This window comes from Nocardia sp. XZ_19_369 (assembly GCF_015355715.1).
Taxonomy (GTDB): Bacteria; Actinomycetota; Actinomycetes; order Mycobacteriales; family Mycobacteriaceae; genus Nocardia.
Genome location: NZ_JACVED010000007.1, coordinates 92,317 through 110,479, shown reverse-complemented (window position 1 = coordinate 110,479; position 18,163 = coordinate 92,317). Strand labels below are relative to the sequence as shown.

Annotated in this window: 16 protein-coding genes; 5 read left to right on the top strand and 11 right to left on the bottom strand. The window is 66.6% G+C overall.

All coding sequences use genetic code 11. The features are described 5' to 3' along the window. Positions 1-161 precede the first annotated feature (161 nt). Together IBX18_RS25730 and IBX18_RS25725 are read left to right on the top strand one after the other, a co-directional pair. Positions 162-1,865 (top strand): sodium:solute symporter family protein, encoded by a 1,704-nt coding sequence (locus tag IBX18_RS25730; protein WP_147132641.1) that lies wholly within the window; start codon positions 162-164, stop codon positions 1,863-1,865. Positions 1,866-1,874: 9 nt separating this feature from the next. After that, positions 1,875-2,129, top strand: coding sequence for a hypothetical protein (locus tag IBX18_RS25725; protein ID WP_194836111.1), 255 nt, complete (start codon positions 1,875-1,877; stop codon positions 2,127-2,129). A gap of 70 nt (positions 2,130-2,199) precedes the next feature. On the opposite strand, the gene IBX18_RS25720 is transcribed toward IBX18_RS25725, so the two are convergent. Together IBX18_RS25720 and IBX18_RS25715 are read right to left on the bottom strand one after the other, a co-directional pair. Continuing rightward, positions 2,200-2,679, bottom strand: a complete 480-nt coding sequence (locus tag IBX18_RS25720) for a DUF4383 domain-containing protein (protein ID WP_194836110.1) — start codon at positions 2,677-2,679, stop codon at positions 2,200-2,202. 17 nt (positions 2,680-2,696) lie between these two features. Then, on the bottom strand, positions 2,697-3,158 hold the full coding sequence (locus IBX18_RS25715; RefSeq protein WP_107658875.1) for an SRPBCC family protein: 462 nt from the start codon (positions 3,156-3,158) through the stop codon (positions 2,697-2,699). Between the two features lie 288 nt (positions 3,159-3,446). Here IBX18_RS25715 and IBX18_RS25710 point away from each other — a divergent pair, with 288 nt between their 5' ends. After that, positions 3,447-3,938 carry an FBP domain-containing protein gene (locus IBX18_RS25710; RefSeq protein ID WP_194836109.1) on the top strand — a complete coding sequence of 164 codons (492 nt, stop codon included), beginning with the start codon at positions 3,447-3,449 and terminating at the stop codon, positions 3,936-3,938. A gap of 201 nt (positions 3,939-4,139) precedes the next feature. Here IBX18_RS25710 and IBX18_RS25705 read toward each other — a convergent pair whose 3' ends face one another. From IBX18_RS25705 to IBX18_RS25670, 8 genes are all read right to left on the bottom strand, one after another. Next, positions 4,140-5,603, bottom strand: coding sequence for a PepSY domain-containing protein (locus IBX18_RS25705; protein WP_194836108.1), 1,464 nt, complete (start codon positions 5,601-5,603; stop codon positions 4,140-4,142). Between the two features lie 258 nt (positions 5,604-5,861). Then, positions 5,862-6,422 carry a hypothetical protein gene (locus IBX18_RS25700; protein ID WP_194836107.1) on the bottom strand — a complete coding sequence of 187 codons (561 nt, stop codon included), beginning with the start codon at positions 6,420-6,422 and terminating at the stop codon, positions 5,862-5,864. Positions 6,423-6,617: 195 nt separating this feature from the next. After that, positions 6,618-8,276 (bottom strand): acyl-CoA synthetase, encoded by a 1,659-nt coding sequence (locus IBX18_RS25695; protein WP_194836106.1) that lies wholly within the window; start codon positions 8,274-8,276, stop codon positions 6,618-6,620. A 171-nt stretch (positions 8,277-8,447) separates the two neighbouring features. Continuing rightward, positions 8,448-10,073: an acyl-CoA synthetase gene (locus IBX18_RS25690; RefSeq protein ID WP_194836105.1), complete on the bottom strand. Its 1,626-nt coding sequence runs from the start codon at positions 10,071-10,073 to the stop codon at positions 8,448-8,450. A 334-nt stretch (positions 10,074-10,407) separates the two neighbouring features. After that, entirely contained in the window at positions 10,408-10,899 is a 492-nt protein-coding gene (locus IBX18_RS25685; protein WP_194836104.1) for a helix-turn-helix transcriptional regulator, read from the bottom strand. A gap of 112 nt (positions 10,900-11,011) precedes the next feature. Then, complete coding sequence (locus IBX18_RS25680) at positions 11,012-11,644, bottom strand: hypothetical protein (RefSeq protein ID WP_194836103.1); 633 nt, start codon at positions 11,642-11,644, stop codon at positions 11,012-11,014. A gap of 726 nt (positions 11,645-12,370) precedes the next feature. Next, on the bottom strand, positions 12,371-13,600 hold the full coding sequence (locus IBX18_RS25675) for an acyl-CoA dehydrogenase family protein (RefSeq protein WP_194836102.1): 1,230 nt from the start codon (positions 13,598-13,600) through the stop codon (positions 12,371-12,373). A gap of 33 nt (positions 13,601-13,633) precedes the next feature. Next, a complete protein-coding gene (locus IBX18_RS25670; RefSeq protein WP_373889227.1) occupies positions 13,634-15,028 on the bottom strand; it encodes an acyl-CoA dehydrogenase family protein in 1,395 nt (464 codons plus the stop codon). A 129-nt stretch (positions 15,029-15,157) separates the two neighbouring features. On the opposite strand from IBX18_RS25670, the gene IBX18_RS25665 reads away from it, so the two are divergent. Beyond that, the gene (locus IBX18_RS25665) at positions 15,158-16,648 is read left to right on the top strand and encodes a glycosyltransferase family 39 protein (RefSeq protein ID WP_194836100.1); all 1,491 of its coding nucleotides are present in this window, start codon (positions 15,158-15,160) and stop codon (positions 16,646-16,648) included. Positions 16,649-16,851: 203 nt separating this feature from the next. Here IBX18_RS25665 and IBX18_RS25660 read toward each other — a convergent pair whose 3' ends face one another. Further along, positions 16,852-17,613 carry an alpha/beta fold hydrolase gene (locus IBX18_RS25660; protein ID WP_194836099.1) on the bottom strand — a complete coding sequence of 254 codons (762 nt, stop codon included), beginning with the start codon at positions 17,611-17,613 and terminating at the stop codon, positions 16,852-16,854. 50 nt (positions 17,614-17,663) lie between these two features. Between IBX18_RS25660 and IBX18_RS25655 the strand changes: the two genes are divergently transcribed. After that, positions 17,664-18,032, top strand: coding sequence for a MerR family transcriptional regulator (locus tag IBX18_RS25655; RefSeq protein ID WP_194836098.1), 369 nt, complete (start codon positions 17,664-17,666; stop codon positions 18,030-18,032). Positions 18,033-18,163: the final 131 nt, after the last annotated feature.

The window sequence follows — 18,163 nt, the reverse complement described above, 5'->3', positions numbered from 1 at the left end:
CGACGAGGGAGTCGCGCGCGCCACGCAGTACCCGTAGACGCACGATCTCGTACCACGAAGGATCTCGCTCGACGCCCGGTTTTACCGCCAGGAGGGACGCTGTGCCGCTTGTCGATTCACCCGTTCTGCCGTCCGCGCTGCTCGCCGCCGAGCCGCAGTCGATGGCATCGACCTATTTAGACGCTTCGGAGTTGCGACTGGACGCGGCTCCGGTCGACTTCGCGCTGGTCGCCTTATATTTCGTGTTCGTCCTCGGCATCGGCTTACTCGCCAGACAGCGGGTCTCGTCCAGCATCGACTTCTTCCTGTCCGGGCGTTCGCTGCCCGCCTGGGTGACCGGTCTCGCGTTCATCTCCGCGAACCTCGGTGCCGTCGAGATCATGGGCATGTCGGCCAACGGCGCCCAATTCGGTTTCCCCACCTTCCACTACTTCTGGATCGGCGCGATCCCCGCCATGCTGTTCCTCGGCGTGGTGATGATGCCGTTCTACTACGGCTCCAAGGTGCGCAGCGTGCCGGAGTTCATGCGCAGGCGCTTCGGCACCGGCGCGCACCTGGTGAACGCGCTCAGCTTCGCGATCGCCCAGGTGCTGATCGCGGGCGTCAACCTGTATCTGCTCGGCACCATCCTGAATGTGCTGCTCGGCTGGCCGCTGTGGCTGTCGGTGGTCATCGCGGCGGTGATCGTGCTGTCCTACATCACCCTCGGCGGGCTGTCGGCCGCAATCTACAACGAGGTACTGCAGTTCTTCGTGATCGTGGCCGCGCTGCTGCCGCTCACGCTGGTCGGCCTGCACAAGGTCGGCGGCTGGGACGGCTTGCGCGAGAAGGTGTCCGCGTCGCCGGGCGGCGCGACGCAACTGGATTCGTGGCCTGGCAACGAGCTCAGCGGATTCGGCAACAACATGCTCTCGGTGCTCGGCATCGTGTTCGGGCTCGGGTTCGTGCTCTCTTTCGGGTACTGGACCACCAACTTCGTCGAAGTCCAGCGCGCGTTGGCGACACACTCCATCTCGGCGGCCCGGCGCACCCCGATCATCGGCGCGTACCCGAAGATGTTCATCCCGCTGATCGTGGTGATTCCCGGCATGATCAGCGCGGTGCTGGTGCCGCAGATGAGCGAGTACAAGGCGGCGAAGACGGCGAATCCGGACTTCAGCGGTGACACCACCTACAACCAGGCGTTGCTGTATCTGATGAAGGACGTGCTGCCTAACGGCCTGCTCGGGGTGGGCATCGCGGGTCTGCTCGCGGCGTTCATGGCCGGTATGGCGGCCAATATCTCGGCGTTCAACACCGTGTTCAGCTACGACCTGTGGCAACAGTACGTGCGCAAGGACCGCCCGGACGGGTACTACCTGTCGATCGGCCGGTGGGCCACCGTCGGCGCGACCGTGACGGCGATCTTCACCGCGTTCATCGCGTCGAGCTTCAGCAACATGATGGACTACCTGCAGACGCTGTTCAGCTTCTTCAACGCACCGCTGTTCGCGACGTTCATCCTCGGCATGTTCTGGAAGCGGATGACGCCGACCGCGGGCTGGATGGGTCTGGTCTGCGGAACCGGTTCCGCCGTGGTGATTTTCATCCTGCACCAGATGGAGGTGTTCCACCTGTCCGGCCAGGGGTCGAGTTTCGTGGCCGCCGGTGTGGCGTTCACGGTCGACATCGTGGTCAGCGTGCTGGTCACCCAGGTGACCCAGCCCAAGCCCGCCGCCGAGCTCGTCGGCCTGGTCTACTCGGAGACGCCGAAGGAAGTGCGCACCGATCCGGAGCAGGCCTCGCTGCCCTGGTATCAGCGCCCGGTGCTGCTCGCGGGCATCGCCCTGGTGCTCGTCATCGCTCTCAACATCATTGTCGGATAAGGAGCCGCCATGCTTTTCGACATCCGCACCATCGTCGGCGCCCTACTCGGCAGCTACGGCGTCATTCTGATCATCACCGGACTGGTCAGCCATACCGCCGCCGATGACGCCAAAACCGGTGGCATCAATGTGAATCTCTGGGCGGGGATCGGCATGGGCGTGGTGTCCCTGCTCTTCATCGCCTGGGTCGTCTTGCGCCCGATCGCGGTGCCGGAGAAGGCACCCGCCGCGGAGTTACCGGACGAGCCGTCGGAAATGCCCTGACCTCCGCGAAACCCCGCCCGGACTACCCGGGCGGGGCTCGCGCAGAGCGTATTCGGTTGTATCGCAGGGATTATCGGAAGGCCTGGTTGCCCTGACCCGGGTGACCCGGCGCGCCGAGTCGTGGCAGCAGGGCGCCGAGGGCGACCATGCCGAGGCCGAGGCCGAGGTGCAGCCAATTATCGGCGTCGTTGACCGGGACGAAGTTGGCGGCGCTGCCCTTATCGATGATCAGGCCGTACAGCCACAGCACCAGATAGATGGCGCCGCCGCCGAGCAGGAACCAGCGGGCGCCCTGGAAGGTACGTGCGGCGAGCAGGCCGGCTACGCCGAACAGCAGGTGCACGATGTTGTGCAGCACCGAAACCTCGAATACACCAAGCAGTTTGGCGTCGGAGTGGTGCCCGGCGAAGGTCATCGTGTCGTAGTCGGTGGTGACGCCCGGAATGAAGCCGAGGACACCGACTATCAAGAAGACGGCGCCGACGGCGAGTGCGGCGATTCTGGTGGGCGTCCATTCGGTGGTTGCCGTGTTCGGCTGGAATGTTGCCATGACTGGCTGCCTTTCGGTCAGGCGTCCGGACGCGGGATATCGCCGCGCCAGGCGCCGGTCTCGTGACCTTGTTTTTCGATGAACTCCTTGAAGCGCTGCATATCTCCGTTGACGCGGTGCTTCAGCACGCCGAGCTTGTCGGCGGCGTGTTCCACGAAGCCCTCCGGATCGACCTCCATCTGGGCAGTCACCCGGGTGGTGGTATCGCTGAGGCGATGGAACGTGATGACACCCGCATGCTCGGGGCCGCTGTCGGATTTCCAGGCGACCCGTTCATCGGGATGCTGTTCGGTAATGGTGGCGTCGAATTCACGCGTGGCCGGACCGACATGGATCCGCCAGTGCGTGTGCTTGTCATCGAGTTGGCGCACTTCTTCGACGCCCTCCATGAATTGCGGGAACGTCTCGAATTGCGTCCACTGGTTGTACGCGGTGCGTACCGGGACTTCGACGTCCACTGTGGCGGCCAACGTACTCACATGTACCCCTTTCGTCGCCCGACCCCGCAGCCTCGCCGGGGCGGGCACTCTCTCGGTCGCTTGTGTCGTGGCGACTCAGGACATCCCGCGCATACCCGGCGCGATCGGTGACAAACAGACCGCGGCGGCCCACTGCCGCACCCAGTGCGAACCGACCAGTCCGGTGATCCTCTGCACACATAGCTGACCAGCCGGTACGTCCGAGTGAAATGCGTTTGTTCGGTGCCCGCCGCGCCCCGTAACCTCACTGCGGTTTGTTACCGATCAGAAGGAATGGAGTACAACGCCATGAAACCAGTGACCGAGCGCGACATCAGGTCGTCGTTCATCAACTGTTCCAAAACCGAGGCCAAGAAGCTGCCGATGCCGCGGGAGCTCGACGAGCGCCCGTGGGACGACCTCGATTTCCTCGGCTGGAGCGACCCGTCGCTGCCGGGCCGGTGCTATCTGGTCATCCCGCAGGACGACGACGAACTGGTCGGCGTCGCGCTGCGCTACGAAACCGGCGGGACGGGTCGAGCCCAGATGTGCTCGATCTGCCTGACCACGCACACCGGCAGCGGCGTTTCCCTGCTGACGGCGGCCAAAGCGGGCCCGTCCGGACGCAAGGGCAACACGATCGGCACCTATATGTGCACCGATCTCGCCTGCTCGCTGTACACGCGCGGCAAGAAGACCCCGGCGCTGGGCAACCGGTACCGGGAGAACCTGAACCCCGAGCAGAAGGTCGAGCGGATGCTGGCCAATATGCGGGCGTTCATCGCCAGGCTCTCCAGCTAGTCACCGTCGGCTGACCGATCGAAACAATGAAATGGAGGTAGATGCCATGCGCCGACACTCGACACTCCGCTCGCCGAACCCGCACCCCGAGTTCCGCGACAGCGCAAGCACACTCGGGGTGCACGGGGTTCCTCTCCGGTCGAGACGGCCCGGCCACTGGACCAGCCGGACCGCCTCATCCGGAGAGGAACCCTTGCGGGGTTACGCGGCGCGCACCCTTGCCGCGACTCCCACCAGCACGTCGACCACGAGGAAGGCGAGCAAGCTCAGCCCGACCAGCGGGGCGAACCAGCCGACCACCAGGGCCACGGCCACCACCGGTACCGCGATCCATGGTGAGGTCCGGCGCAACGCACCCCGTCGCGGAGCCCGGCCCAGCGCGGGCCGTCCTGTCCTACGGGTCGGGCGCCTGCGCCACCACATGAGGTAGCCGCGCACCAGCACGGTGATCAGCCCGACCATGACGGCGAGCAGCAGCAGCTGGTTGAGCAACCCGAACAGCAATCCCATGTGGAATTGGATGCCCCAGTTGGTGAGCTTGGCCATCAGCGGCCAGTCGGCGTACGCGAGCCGATCGGTGACCGCACCGGTGGCGCCGTCGACCGCGACCGCGTCGACCGTGTACGTGCCGGGCATCCGCCGTTCCTTCACCGCGAACGCCTGACCCGGCTGCGCGGGAATGGTGATCTCGACGGCCTGGTTCACGCCGTTGGCGCGTGCGGTCGCCTCGACCCGGTCGACCTCGGCGATCCGGTCGCTCGGGTTGCTCGGCATCGGTGCCATCTGGTGGCCACCGTGATGATCGCTGCCCGAATCATGGCTGGGCGCAACGCTTCCCGGCAATGTCGTGGTGACCGCGGGGGTGGTCCAGCTCAGTTGCTGACGCAGTTCGGTGATGTTGGCGCCGGCGTAGGTCGACCAGGTCATGCCGGTCGCGGACAACAGCAGGATGATCGGCAGCACCCACATGCCCACGGAGCCATGCCAATTCACGGTCCGGCCGCGGCCGTTCTGTGAACGATCCGGTGCGAACAGCCAGCCTGCGGAGTTCCGGTTCCGCCGAGTGCGCACCCGGCGGATCCACACGATCAGGCCGGCCAAGGCGATCACCCACAGCCAGGACGCGGCCAGTTCGCTGTAGAGGCGGCCCGGCTCGCCCAGGTGCAGATCCCGGTGCAACCGGTCGATCCAGGTGCGCAAGGGCAGTGCGCCGGAGCTGCCGTAGACGACGGAGTCACCGACCGGCTGGGCCGTGTACGGGTTGACGAACACCGCGCGGCGCTCGGATTCGCCGAGCGACGGGTCGTCGAACAGCACCCGGGTGGTGTCCTCGGCGCCCGGCGCGGGTGCGACCGCGGCCAGCGCGAGCTGCGGCTGGGTGGCGACGGCGGCGCTGATCTGTTCGGACAGCGGTTTCGGTGTACCGCTCGCCTCGACCGTCAGCAGGTCGCGCGACACGATCGACTCGAGGGTGGGGGAGATCGCGTAGAGGGCGCCGGTGACGGCGGCGATGAGAATGAACGGGGCGACGAATATGCCCGCGTAGAAATGCAGGCGCATGGCCAATGCGTACAGCCCGTTTCGCGCCGCCGGCTTACGCGCGGGCGCGGATTCGGGAGGCGGCGGTAATTCGGCGTCGGGAGTAATGGTTTCTGTTGTGCTCACGGTCTTTTCGTTTCTGCAGCTCGGGAAACCCGGTGTGCGGGCGAAGTTCGGCGATGTCCGGTCGGGACTTCTGCGATGGTCGAAGACGGCATGCGTCGGCGGCGCGAGCGATGCATATCGAGCACTGGGCCGATATTCGTTGCGCGGCAGTGCTTCGCGATGACGGCACGGTGGAAGAACCGGTGCCGCAGCGGTGTCGACGGGACTACACGAATGCTGACGAAGCGATGTCTTCGTGTGAAAAGTGCTGAGTCGAGGTCAGCTGACCGTAAGTGGCGGACCGCGGGTCCGCAGCGACGCGGCGGCGAGGACGCGCAGGATGACGCGGTCGCGGTGCGTGGTGCGCAGCGGCGCGGGGTCCGCGAGCACGGGCGCGGAGCGCGGCGACCGCAGCACTCGGAAAAGCACGGCGGTGCCGCTTCGATAGGCGGTTTCCGCGCCGCGGATCACGAGTGCAGCGGCAATGGCCGCGAGCACATGGGCGGTGAGCATCGTCGGCGTCAGCTGGGCATCGCCGTGGTGCAGATGGCCGGAGTTGAACCCCATGGTGAAGTGGCCGAGCAACTGCCCGGCCACGAGTGCGGTGATCAGACCGACGGAGGTGTCACGCAGCGGTGCGAGCGCGGCCACCAGCGCGCCGATCACCGCGGCGGCCGCGGCCAGCAGGACGAGCGTCGTGCTGTCCGGCGACATGCCCCCGGACGCCCAGCCATGGGCCGCAACGGAAATGGTCCCCGAGATCGCCCCGGCCGAACCACCGCGCACCCACGCGACGGCGCCGCGGTGCCCCGCGGTCGACCGGCCGAACTCGATACTCACGCGCTGATAGTAGCCGACCAATTGCGCGCATCTTCCCCGCCGACAAACGCCCGAAAAACAGCGGGAAACCGAAAATGCCGATTACGTGCGATCACTGCTGCACCCGCACTGTCGTCCCCACACGAATTCGATTGTGAATTCGTGTGGGGAGCTCAGTTAACGGTGTGCGGGCCGGGAGTGCGGGACCACCGGGGTTCAGCTAGCTTCGATGTCCATCTCGACCAGCGGCTTGCGCAGCAGCTTGCCGGTGGCATTGCGGGGCAGTTCGTCCAGGAAGATCACTTCGCGCGGCACCTTGTAGCGGGCCAGGTTCGCCTTGACGAAGTCCTTGATCTCCTGCGGATCGCGCTTGGAGTCCGGGCCGGGCACGACGAACGCCCGCAGACGCTTGCCGAATTCGCGGTCGTCCACCCCGACCACGGCGGCCTCGAAGATGTCCTCGCGCCCGGCGATCAGGTTCTCCACCTCGAGCGGGAAGACGTTCTCGCCACCGGAGACGATCATGTCGTCGTCGCGGCCGTCGATGAACAGCAGCCCGTCGGCGTCGAAGTGCCCGACGTCGCCGCTGGACATCATGCCGTCTACCACCTCTTTGGTGCGGCCGTCGGTGTATCCGGTGAACGCGAAACCGTTGTCCACGAAAATGGTGCCGGTGACGTTCGGCTGGGTGATCGGCTTGCGGTTCTCGTCGAGCAGCACGATCCGGATCCCGACCGGTGCCTTGCCCGCGGTGGTCGGCGCCTTGCGCAGGTCCTCGGGGGTGGCGACGGTCATGACCGCGCATTCGGTGGAGCCGTAGAGGTTGTAGAGGGTGTCGCCGAAGTAGTCCAAGGTGCGGGTGACGACGTCGGGCGCGATGGCCGAGCCCGCCGCGAAGATCACCTTGATGGTGCTCGGGTCGTATTTGGCCAGCACCTCGTGGTCGAGGTCGAGGATGCGCTGCAACATGGTCGGCACCACCACCAGCGAATCGGCCTGGTACTTCACGATGTTGGCCAGCGTCTGCTCCGGGTCGAACCGGCGCTGCTGGAAGACGACCCGGTTACCGAGGGCGACGCCGATGGTGAACTGGGACAGCCCGGTGCCGTGGAAGATCGGCGCGGCCATGATCATGGTGCCGTTGTGCGGCAGCGGCACCCGGTCGACGAACTGAGCTGAGGCGAACGGGCTCACCTTGTCGCGCGGCGCGCCCTTGGGGGTGCCGGTGGTGCCGCTGGTCAAAATGACCATCCCGCCCGGCTTCGCGGGTGCGGGCAGCGGATCGGTGGACCGGCCCGCCGACAGCGACTCGATGGTCGCGGCCGACGGGTCGACATTGTCCTTCGCGTCGACCCAGGTGAGCACCCGCGGGATCTCAGCGGGAATGGCGCTCATCAGGTCGATGAACTCGCTGTCGTGCAGCACCGCCTTCACCTGCTCGCGTGCGGCCACGTCGGCGAACTGCGGCTTGGCGAAGCCGGTGTTCATCAGCACCGTGCGCACGCCGAGCTTGCCGGTCGCGAGCAGGCTCAGCACCATGCCGCGATGGTCGCGAGCCAGCACCGCGACCACGTCACCGGGTTCGATGCCCTGCGCGGCGAGGCCGCGAGCCAGCGCGTTCGACTGCTCGTTCAGCTGGCCGAAGGTCAGCTCGCCTGCCTCGTCGACGATGGCACCCGCCTCGGGCCTGGTCTGGGCGGCGTGCATGGCGACGCCCGCGAACGGGCCGAACTTGACCACGTTGAACGCCGAGCGCGCGGCGTGATCGAGCCGGAGCGGATTGAACAACCGCCGTTTGACCATGACGTTGACGCCCAAGGCGAGAACGCCGGCCTTGCGGGCGGTACCACTCAACGCGGGGAAGGAGACAACCATTCGACAACAACCTTCCGGCGGCCCCACCCAGGGCTGAGCCGGTGGGTGGTTCGGACCGCAACTTCGGGATCCAGTGCTGCCGCTAACAATAGCAACCATCTGTAACCCGATGTGTCACGTATCTCAACAGCACCTACCGCCGGGTAACCAAACGGTGTCGCCCGCGTCGGATCAGGCGTTGACCTCGTACTCCACCAGCACCCGGCGCAGCAGCTTGCCGGTCGGGTTGCGCGGCAGATCGTCGAGGAAAATCACCTCGCGCGGCACCTTGTAGCGGGCCAGATTGTTCTTGACGTAGGCCTTGATCTCCTCGCCGTCGGGCGTCTGGCCCGGCTCGGGAACGACGAAAGCCCTTAGGCGCTTACCGAATTCGGCGTCGTCCACGCCGACCACCGCGGCGTCGAAGATGTCCGGCCGCTCCAGCAGCAGGTTCTCCACCTCCTGCGGGAAGACGTTCTCGCCGCCGGAGACGATCATGTCGTCGTCGCGGCCGTCCACCATGAGCAGGCCGTGCTCGTCGATGTGGCCGACATCACCACTGGACATGAAGCCGTCGATGATCTGCTTGTTGCGGCCGTCGGTGTAGCCCTCGAACGGCGTGCCGCTGCGGATGAAGATGCGCGCGGTCGTGTTGGTCGCGGTCACGTGCTTGTCGTTGTCGTCGTAGAGCCGCACTTCGCAGGTGATCGGCGGGCGTCCCACGGTGCCGGGGGACAGCGCGAGCTCCTCCGGGTTGGCCACCGTGGCGACCGAGCACTCGGTGGAGCCGTACACGTTGTACAGGACCGGCCCGAACACCTTGGTGGCCTTCATGGTCAGCTCGGGCGAGAGCGCCGAGCCCGCGAGCACGATGGCTTTCAGCGACGAGATGTCGTACTTGGCGCGGATCGCCGGGTCCAGTTCCGTCATCCGGTGCAGCATGGTCGGCACCGCGACCAGCAACTCCGCCTTGTGATCGGCGATCAGCTGCAGCGTGGCCTCCGCGTCGAACCGCCTGCGCACCACCACCTTGTTGCCCATGGCCATGCCGACCAGCCCGGTGCCGAAGCCGGTGCTGTGGAAGATCGGCGACACGATCACCTGGGCGCCCTGGAAGGGGAACGGGATTCGGTCGAGGAACTGCGCCGTCGCCAGCGGCGAGACCTTGCTGCGCGTCGCGCCCTTCGGCAGGCCGGTGGTGCCGCTGGTAAGGATGATGAAGCCGCCGGGCTTGGCAGGCTTGGGCAGTTCCTCGGTGGAATTGGCGGCCGCCAGATCGTCGAGCGTCTGTGCGCCCTCGGGCAGGTCGGTGCCCTCGTCGACCCAGGTGAGGAAGCGAGGCAGGTCGGCGGGCAGCGCGTCGAGCAGGTCGAGGAACTCGCTGTCGTGCAGCATTGCCTTGACGTTCTCGCGCTGGCACACCTCGGCGAACTGCGGCTTGGCGAATCCGGTGTTCATCAGGGCCACCCGCACGCCGAGCTTGCCCGCGGCGACCATCGACAGGATGAGGCCGCGGTGGTCGCGGGCCAGCACGCCGATGACGGTGCCCTCGGTGATCCCGGCGGCCTGCAACCCGCGCGCGATCGCGGTCGACTGCTTGTCGAGCTCGCCGTAGGTCAGCTCACCGCGCTCGTCGGCCAGGCCGGGGGAGTCCGGCGTGATGCGCGCCGCATGCCGGATCAAGGTGGCCTGGGGGCCGAAGATCTTGGATTCCTTGATCGTCCTGACGGTCTCCAGCGGCTTGCGCGGGTCGGAAACCCCACGGGACCGGAGCACCCCAAGCGCTTTGACAGTCTCCAGCGCGTGCGCCAACTTCATGGTCGAACACCTCCACCAGCAAACTCGCGTCGGTACTCGACCTAGCGATATAGAAACGGCGTATCAGGTCACTACCGTAGCAGCGGGGTGTCGGGGATCACATCACCACGCCGTCTCGGGTCCGGACCGCGAGCTATTTGACAGCGCCACGCAGAGCGCGTTCGATACGGGTAGGGGGTAGTCGAAGGAAGAATGGAGCTGCGTCGATGATGAATCTCGAGCTTGTTCGATCGGCTGTTGCACCGGATTGCACGTGTGGTCCGGCTTGTCAGTGCGGGTGTCAGTCCGGTGGTCCGTGCGTCTGCGGCGATCGCTGCTGAGCCCGGCTCGGCGGTCAGCGTCGTGCGCTGGCCAATGCGATGAGTAGTGGCACCACTCGGGCCGCGGGCACCTCGAAACGTCCGCGGCCCGCGGTGTGCAACCAGCCGACGGCGGCCAGCTGGCGCAGATGGTGATAGACCTGCCCGGAGGTGCCGACGCCCTCCAGTCCGACGAGTTCGGCCGCGGTCCTTCGGCCACCCATGATCTCGCGCAATAGTCGTAGGCGCACCGGGTTACCCAGCGCGGCAAGGCATTCCGCGGTCTCGGCCCAATCGTCCTCGATGAGGTCGCCGGTGGTGAACGTCGCCTGCCAGCCGTAGTGCTCGCCGGTCGGTAGCCGGGCCGAACCGGCGAACAGGACACCGCCGTTCGGCTCGTCACCCGCGACGAACTGGTCGTGCAGGCGGGTCACCGCCCAGAGGTCGCCCGCCTCGCTCCCGTCCTCGTCGGCCACCATGTCGTCGAGCCGCCGTTCGAGTTCCGCAACCCGCTCTTCCAGACTCACGTCACAGAAGCTACGGAATTACGTAATTCCGGACAAGAGGTCGATCGTGGGTGCTGCGAGAATGTTTTCGGCCCCCATGGAGCGTGCCGTGGGGGCCGAAACGTCGGGTCGATCAGTTGTAGACGGCGCCGAACGACGGCACCGAGATGGTGCCGCGCTGGTACTGGAACCCGTCTGGGTTCGCGTCGCTCACCGGAACCGACCAGCGGTGCCACAGGCTGCCGTACACCGCGGCCACGATCATGCCGCCGCCGGTGTCGAGCTGCCGCGTCCTGATGGTGGTGTCCACGGGGATGTCCTGGTGCTCGTTGAGCACCTCAGTCCCGCTGCGCCCGTTGGACAGGTTGATCCACAGCACTTCCAGCTTGGCACCCGCCTGATTCGGCGCGATCGTGCCCGGTCCGCCGAAGAATCCGAAGCGGAATCCGTCGATCCCGAGCGCGATGCCGGAACCATAGACACCCGGCCCGTCACCGCGACCGATGTCCGACTGCGCCGGAATCTGGAACGGCTGCGCAGGCAGCGCCACCTCTCCGGCCTTGTTCACCTGCCCCGACGCCACCAGGCGATCCACCGCCTGCTCGGCCGCCGGGTTACCCGCAGCGGCCGCCCGCAGCTGCTGTGCGGCACTTGCCCAGTCCACGGTCGCCGGCTCGGCCGCGGCATTACCTGCAAAAACACTCGCTACCACCGCGGTTGCGGCAAAGACAGTAGCAAGGCGACGCGTCACGCTCAGTCGTTCCATATCCAGTTGCTCCTCGAGGGTCTCTGGTACAGCTCGAAAGAAATTCGTCCGCTGAATTTGTCGATCAAGAAACGTAGCCCGTTACGTTGCCAGCGTTCCCCGATCCGGTCCACTATCCGCCCCCGCCGTGTCGGTCCCCGGTCAGGGGGTTCCAGACGCATACGAGTCTCGAAGTTCCCGACTGCAACCACCGTCTTTTGTGGTCATCACGCGGGCCAAAGTGAAATGAACGCGTTCGCACATGGTTTCGAGCGCGGCCGAAAGTTGTTGGTAGGCGCGGGTATTGTGGTGCGCACTTCCTTCCGCGGGGCGATGGACACGGTCCAGACATCGCGCCCAGGGAGGAGGTGGTGGGGAATGGCGAAACATCGCCGGAGGAAGAGCAAGGCCCCGGTCGATTACGGCATCGTAGTAACAGGCGCTGTCGTAATCGCCGGGGCGCTCATCCTGGTCCGCCGAGTTTGGCAGGCTAGGTAACCAACCCACCAGGTAGGGCCGCCGTTACCGCGGCGGTCTTACCGCTCGGCATCACTCGCGTGATGCCCCCATGCTACCAACCCACCCCGCTCGCATGCCAGCAACCAGCCAGCTCGACGCGTCAGCAGGGGCTTCGGCAGATGACGGCCCACTGACGGCCCGGGCCTGGAACGACGCAGCTGCTGATGCAACAGAAAACCGGTGCGCGTCCGCCGAACGGACCCGCACCGGTTTCCCTTGTACGACTTATTACTTCAGCTCGGCGCTGGTCTTGCCCAGCACCCGGCGGGCCACGATGAGCTGCTGGATCTGTTGTGTCCCTTCGAAGATGTCGAGGATCTTCGAGTCGCGGCCCCACTTCTCCAGCAGGGTGCGCTGCGAGTAGCCGATGGCGCCGGCGAGTTCGACGGCCTTGAGGGAGACGTCGGTGCCGGTGCGGCCGGCCTTGGCCTTGGACATGGAGGCCTCGAGCGAGTTCGGCTTCTTGTTGTCGGCCATCCACGCGGCGCGCAGCGACAGTAGGTAGGCGGACTCGTAATCGGCTTCCATGCGCAGGAATTCGGCCGCCGCGGCGTGCTGGTTGTTCGGCGGGGTGTCGTAGGAGATCTCGACACCGGCGTCGGTCAGGATGGCACGCAGCTCTTCGAGCGCGGCGCGAGCGACACCGACCGCCATCGCGGCGACCAGCGGACGGGTGTTGTCGAAGGTCTGCATGACCCCGGCAAAACCCTTCTCCACGTTGACTTCCGGGCTACCGAGGATGTTGTCCTTCGGAATCCGGCAGTCCTGCAACAGCAGTACGGCGGTGTCGGAGGCCTTGATGCCGAGCTTGTGCTCGAGCCGGGCCACCGAGAGACCCGGAGCGTCGCGCGGCACGACGAACGACTTGATCGCCGCGCGGCCCAGGCTCTTGTCGACGGTCGCCCACACCACGATGTGGGTGGACCGCTGGCCCGCGGTCACGAAGATCTTCTCGCCGTTGAGCACCCACTCGTCGCCGTCGAGCACGGCGGTGGTGCTGACGGCCGCGGAGTCGGAACCGAACGACGGCTCGGTGATGGCCATCGAGGCCCACACCTTGCCGAAACGCTTCAGCTGCTCGTCGGTGGCGACGGCGGCGATGGCCGCGTTGCCGAGCCCCTGGTAGGGGATCGAGAGCATCAGGCCGACGTCACCCCAGGAGGTCTCCAAGGCGTTCAACAGCGCGGACATGTTGCCGCCGTTGGAGTTTCCGAGCAGCTCGGTGGCGTGGTTGTCCGACTCGCTGTCGTCCTCGCGGCCACCGGCGGCGCCGCCGATCTTCTGGGTGCCGGAGTCGGCGAGGCCTTCCACCATGGCGGCCATGGTGTCCAGCTCGACCGGGTACTCGTGCTCGGCGAGGTCGTACTTGCGCGAGATCGGCCGGAAGATCTCGGTCGCGACCTGGTGGGCCTGGTTCGCGCTGGCCCGCAGCTTCTTGGGGAGTTCGAGGTTGATCATGGGAAGTCTCCTGGAAGGTAAGGAACGAGCCGGTTAGATGAGCACGACACCTTCGGCGACGCCGATGCCCCGCAGGTCGCGGTACCAGCGCTCGACCGGGTGTTCCTTGGTGAAGCCGTGGCCGCCGAGCAGCTGCACGCCGTCCAAGCCGATCTGCATTCCCTTGTCCGTGGCCAGCTTTCGGGCCAGCGACGCCTCGCGCGCGAAGGACAGACCCTGTTCGGCGCGCGACGCGCCACGCAGGGTCACCAGCCGCAGGCCGTCGAGCTCGATCGCGATGTTGGCGACCATGAAGGCGACCGCCTGCCGGTGCGAGATCGGCTCGCCGAACGCCACCCGCTCGTTCACGTAAGGAATCACGTAGTCCAGCACGGCCTGGCCGGTGCCGACCGCGAGCGAAGCCCAGCCGAGGCGGGCCAGCCGCACGGCGTCGGCGTAGTCCTCGGCCCGCTGCTTGGCGTCGCCGTCACCGAGGATGGCGTCGGTGCCGACCGCGACATTGTCCAGCAGCAGCCTGCCGAGACCGGCGGCCCGCAGACCCATGCTCGGATCGGCCTCGACCACCAGGCCGGGGGTATCCGACGGCACGATGAAAAGCGAAGGGCGACCGTCGAGTTCGGCGGCGATCAAGAACAGCTCGGCATCCGCGGCGGCGGGCACCAGGCTCTTCACGCCGGAGATCCGGTAGCCGCTCGGCGAGCGAACGGCCCTGGTCTGCAACGCGAACGGGTCGAACAGGGCGCGCGGCTCGCTGATCACCACGGAGGCCTGCGGCACGTTCTCGCCGGTGAAGGCGGGCAGATAGGTCTTCTGCTGCGCGTCGGTGCCCCACTGGGACAGCGCGACCGCGACACCGCTCGGCGCGAGGATCGGCAGCGCCAGACCCATGTCGCCGTGCGAAAGCGCCTCGGCTACCAGGGAATTGGTCACCGCGCCACGCTCCGAGGCAGCGCCCTCGAGCTCCTCGGGGACGTTGATCAGGGTGATGCCCAGCTCGGCGGCGCGCTCGAGCAGGTCGCGCGGAGCCTTCGCGGCGGCATCGGCGTCGTAGGCGGCCGGGCGCAGGATCTCGGCGGCGAAGTCCCGCACCGTCTCGACGATCATCTGCTGCTCGTCGCTGGGGGTGAGGTCGAAGAAGTCCTTGTTCTTGGACTCGTTCGGGGCGAGCCGCTTCGGCTGACCGTTGCCGGTGACCTTGGCGAAGGCGCGGGTGGCGGCGCCGAGCGTGCGGAAACCGGTCTTGGTGCCCTCGTAGGTGACTCGCTCGATCGGCTTGCGCAGGTTGTACTTCTCGGCGAGCTCCGACCCGGTAATGGTCGTCATCACCCGCATGGCCGCGCCCATCCAGTCCCGCTTGGGGTGGCTGAGGCCGACTGCGGACGTGTCTGGACTTCGCTTCGTTGCGCTGTCTCGAGTGCTCATCATCACCTGTTTTCTCGGGTGGGTGGGGTGAGGTCTTGTCCCGGCTATCTTACTCCTGAGTAAGACTATCTTACTCCAGAGTAAGAACCGCGTCGAGGTGCAGCATACGCCGCTTATCTGTGCCAGGCTGAACGGGTGCCCATAGGCGCGGCGCTGTTTGCCGTTGTTTTGATCGCATGTGCCCCGCGCTACGGGTATCACCGCGACGAGCTGTACTTCCTTGCGGCGGGTCGCCACCTGTCCTGGGGTTACCCCGACCAGCCGCCACTCACGCCGCTGGTCGCCAAGGTCATGGCGGCGATCGATCCTGATTCGTTATTGATGCTGCGGCTGCCCGCGGTGTTCGCGGCGACCCTGGTGGTGGTGTGCGCCGGGCTGATGGCGCGCGAGCTCGGCGGCGGGCGGGCGGCGCAGGCGTTGGCCGCCGCGGCGGTGGCGAGCGCGGCGTTCGTCATGGGGGTCGGGCACATGCTGAGCACGGCGGTGTTCGACCTGGCTGCGTGGTCGGTGGTGACGCTGATGGTGTTGCGGCTGATCCGGGAGATCGGCGGACCTCCCGAGAGTGCGAATGGTGAGCAGGCCCGTCGAGTCGCCGGGTGGCTCAGCGGGCCGCGGTGGTGGCTGGTGATCGGCCTCGTGGTCGGCGTCGGGCTGCAGAATAAGCTGCTGTTGATCTTCCCGGTGCTCGCGCTCTTGGTGTCGCTGCTGCTGTTCGGCCCACGAAAACTGTTCGTCACCAAGTGGTTTCCGATAGCCGTCGGGATCGCCGTGCTGATCTGGCTGCCGTATCTGGTGTGGCAGGCAGGTAATGGCTGGCCGCAGTGGGAGATGGGCCGGGCAATCGCCGGTGGGTCCTCGGGCACGTCGGATACGCCGATCATGTTCGTGCTCTTGCAATTCGGGCTGATGGGCCCGTTATTGGTGCCGCTGTGGGCGTTCGGATTGTGGCGGCTGGCGCGGGACGTCCGGTATCGGGCGTTCGTGGTCGCCTACGGCCTGCTTTTCGTGCTGTTCTTGGCGATCGGCGGAAAGGCGTACTACCTGGGCGGGATGTATCCGATCCTGCTCGCGGCAGGCGCGGTGCCGGTGGCGGCATGGCTGGGTCGCCGCCGAACACGATGGGCGGCAGTCGGTTTCGTGGTAGCGGTGAACACGATCGGCTCGGCGGTACTGTTCCTGCCGGTGCTGCCGGTCTCGATGCTGAAGAACACTCCGATCCTCGCGGTCAACTACGACGCGGGCGAAACGATCGGCTGGCCGGAGTTCACCAGGCAGGTCGGCGAGGCGCGCGCCCGCCTCGGACCCGACGTCGCGATCCTCACCGCCAACTACGGCGAAGCCGGTGCCATCGAACGCTACGGCGCACCCTACGACCTGCCGAAACCCCACTCCGGCCACAACTCTTACTGGTGGTGGGGCCCGCCGAGCGACGCCGCCACCGAGGTGCTCACCGTCGGCCTCGAGCGCGACTATCTGACACGCTTCTGCACCGACATCCAACCGGCAGGCCAGATCGACAACGGTCTGGATATCGACAACGACGAGCAGGGCGAACCCCTCTTCGTCTGCCGAAACCCGCGCGCGCCCTGGTCGGAACTCTGGCCGCAGGCCAAACACCTCGGCTGACCGGGCCGGTCCGAACCCGAACATCCGCCGCTGACCACTCGGGCCGACGGGCATCCTTCGCTGACTATCGGCCGACCGGCACGACGGCGGCACTCGATCGAGCGCGCCGATCGGTACAGCATCCGGCTCGCCCGCTCGGCCAGGGACATGACGGCGGCCACACTGGGTGAACGCCGCAGCCATGTCCCGCTCGGCACGCTGGATCAGAGCTGGTGGCGGGCGAGGAAGTCCTCGACGATCTTGCCCCACTGCTCGGGTTGCTCAGCCATGAAAACGTGCCCCGCCGCGATCTCGGTGTACTCCGCGCCGGGGATGGTGTCGGCGAGGAATCGCGAATTCGACGGATCGATCAGCAGGTCGTCGGTGGCATTGACGACCAGCGTCGGCACGGCAATCCGGCCCAGATCACCGGTCGTGTCGACGGTTTCGACCAGACTGGCCTGTTGCCTGGTGCCGCCGGGGATGGTTGTCACGCCCGCGCGGACGAACTCGTCGACCTGGTCGGCGGGCAACGCATTGAGGAACGCCGCGCTGAATGCCTGCGAGAGCGTGAATCGGGAGAAGGTCGCGTTGTCGCCACGATCGAGCAGGTCCTGCCAGATCTGTACGGCGAGGCGAGCACGGTTGTCGGCCTTGGCGAATCCCGCGGCGAGGATCAGTCCGCGCACCCGCTCCGGATGACGCACCGCGGCGCGCACCGCCACCGTGCTGCCGAGCGAATACCCCAGCACGGTGAACCGCTCGACCCCGGCGTCGACCGCAGCCGCGACCAGTGCGTCCGCGAGTCCGTCGAGGGTGAGCTGGATATTGCCGTCCGGATAGTCGGAGGCGACCACGGTGTGCGTCGCGGCCAGCGCGGGAATCAGTGCGCCGAAGTTGGTGTCGATGGTGCCGCCCGCGCCGTGCGCGAGGACCACGCCGGGTCCGGAACCGGTGACGGTGGTCTGCAGGGGAATTGCTGTCATGGGAGCAAAGTTAGGAATTGACATCAGTGTGAAGGCAAACGGAGGAAGCGATGTTGATCGGAGAGTTGGCGCGCCGTACCGCCGTGAGCACCCGCTTGCTCAGGTACTACGAGGAGCAGGCCTTGCTCTCTCCGCAGCGGGACTCGCTCGGCTACCGGTCCTATGCCGACGATGCGCCCGAACGGGTGGGTCGCATCAGAGCGATGCTGGCCGCAGGCCTATCCACCGAGGACATCCGTGGCCTGCTGCCGTGCGAGATGGACCACGGCGCCTGGATCCAATCCTGCGACAAGTCGGTGCAGATCGTCGAAAGCCGATACAGCGACCTGGACGACAAGATCGCCGAACTCGAACGGCAGCGCGCGTTGCTGACCGTGCAGCGAGCCTCGATCAGGGATGCGATGCCTGCCGACCAGTGACCTGCCATCCCGGTCTACGCGGACACTTTCGGCACCGCACTGCCGGAAAACCGCTGTGCGGCACGAAAAGTGTCCACGGAGGCCGACCTCTGCAAACAACACGAGCCGGCCCAGCACCCTGGACCGGCTCG

Coding starts and splice junctions, on each gene's coding strand:
- IBX18_RS25690 (WP_194836105.1), bottom strand. CDS start 10,073: ATGAAGTTGGCGCACGCGCTGGAGACTGTCAAAGCGCTTGGGGTGCTC.
- IBX18_RS25730 (WP_147132641.1), top strand. CDS start 162: ATGGCATCGACCTATTTAGACGCTTCGGAGTTGCGACTGGACGCGGCT.
- IBX18_RS25695 (WP_194836106.1), bottom strand. CDS start 8,276: ATGGTTGTCTCCTTCCCCGCGTTGAGTGGTACCGCCCGCAAGGCCGGC.
- IBX18_RS25680 (WP_194836103.1), bottom strand. CDS start 11,644: ATGGAACGACTGAGCGTGACGCGTCGCCTTGCTACTGTCTTTGCCGCA.
- IBX18_RS25725 (WP_194836111.1), top strand. CDS start 1,875: ATGCTTTTCGACATCCGCACCATCGTCGGCGCCCTACTCGGCAGCTAC.
- IBX18_RS25720 (WP_194836110.1), bottom strand. CDS start 2,679: ATGGCAACATTCCAGCCGAACACGGCAACCACCGAATGGACGCCCACC.
- IBX18_RS25660 (WP_194836099.1), bottom strand. CDS start 17,613: ATGACAGCAATTCCCCTGCAGACCACCGTCACCGGTTCCGGACCCGGC.
- IBX18_RS25675 (WP_194836102.1), bottom strand. CDS start 13,600: ATGATCAACCTCGAACTCCCCAAGAAGCTGCGGGCCAGCGCGAACCAG.
- IBX18_RS25655 (WP_194836098.1), top strand. CDS start 17,664: ATGTTGATCGGAGAGTTGGCGCGCCGTACCGCCGTGAGCACCCGCTTG.
- IBX18_RS25710 (WP_194836109.1), top strand. CDS start 3,447: ATGAAACCAGTGACCGAGCGCGACATCAGGTCGTCGTTCATCAACTGT.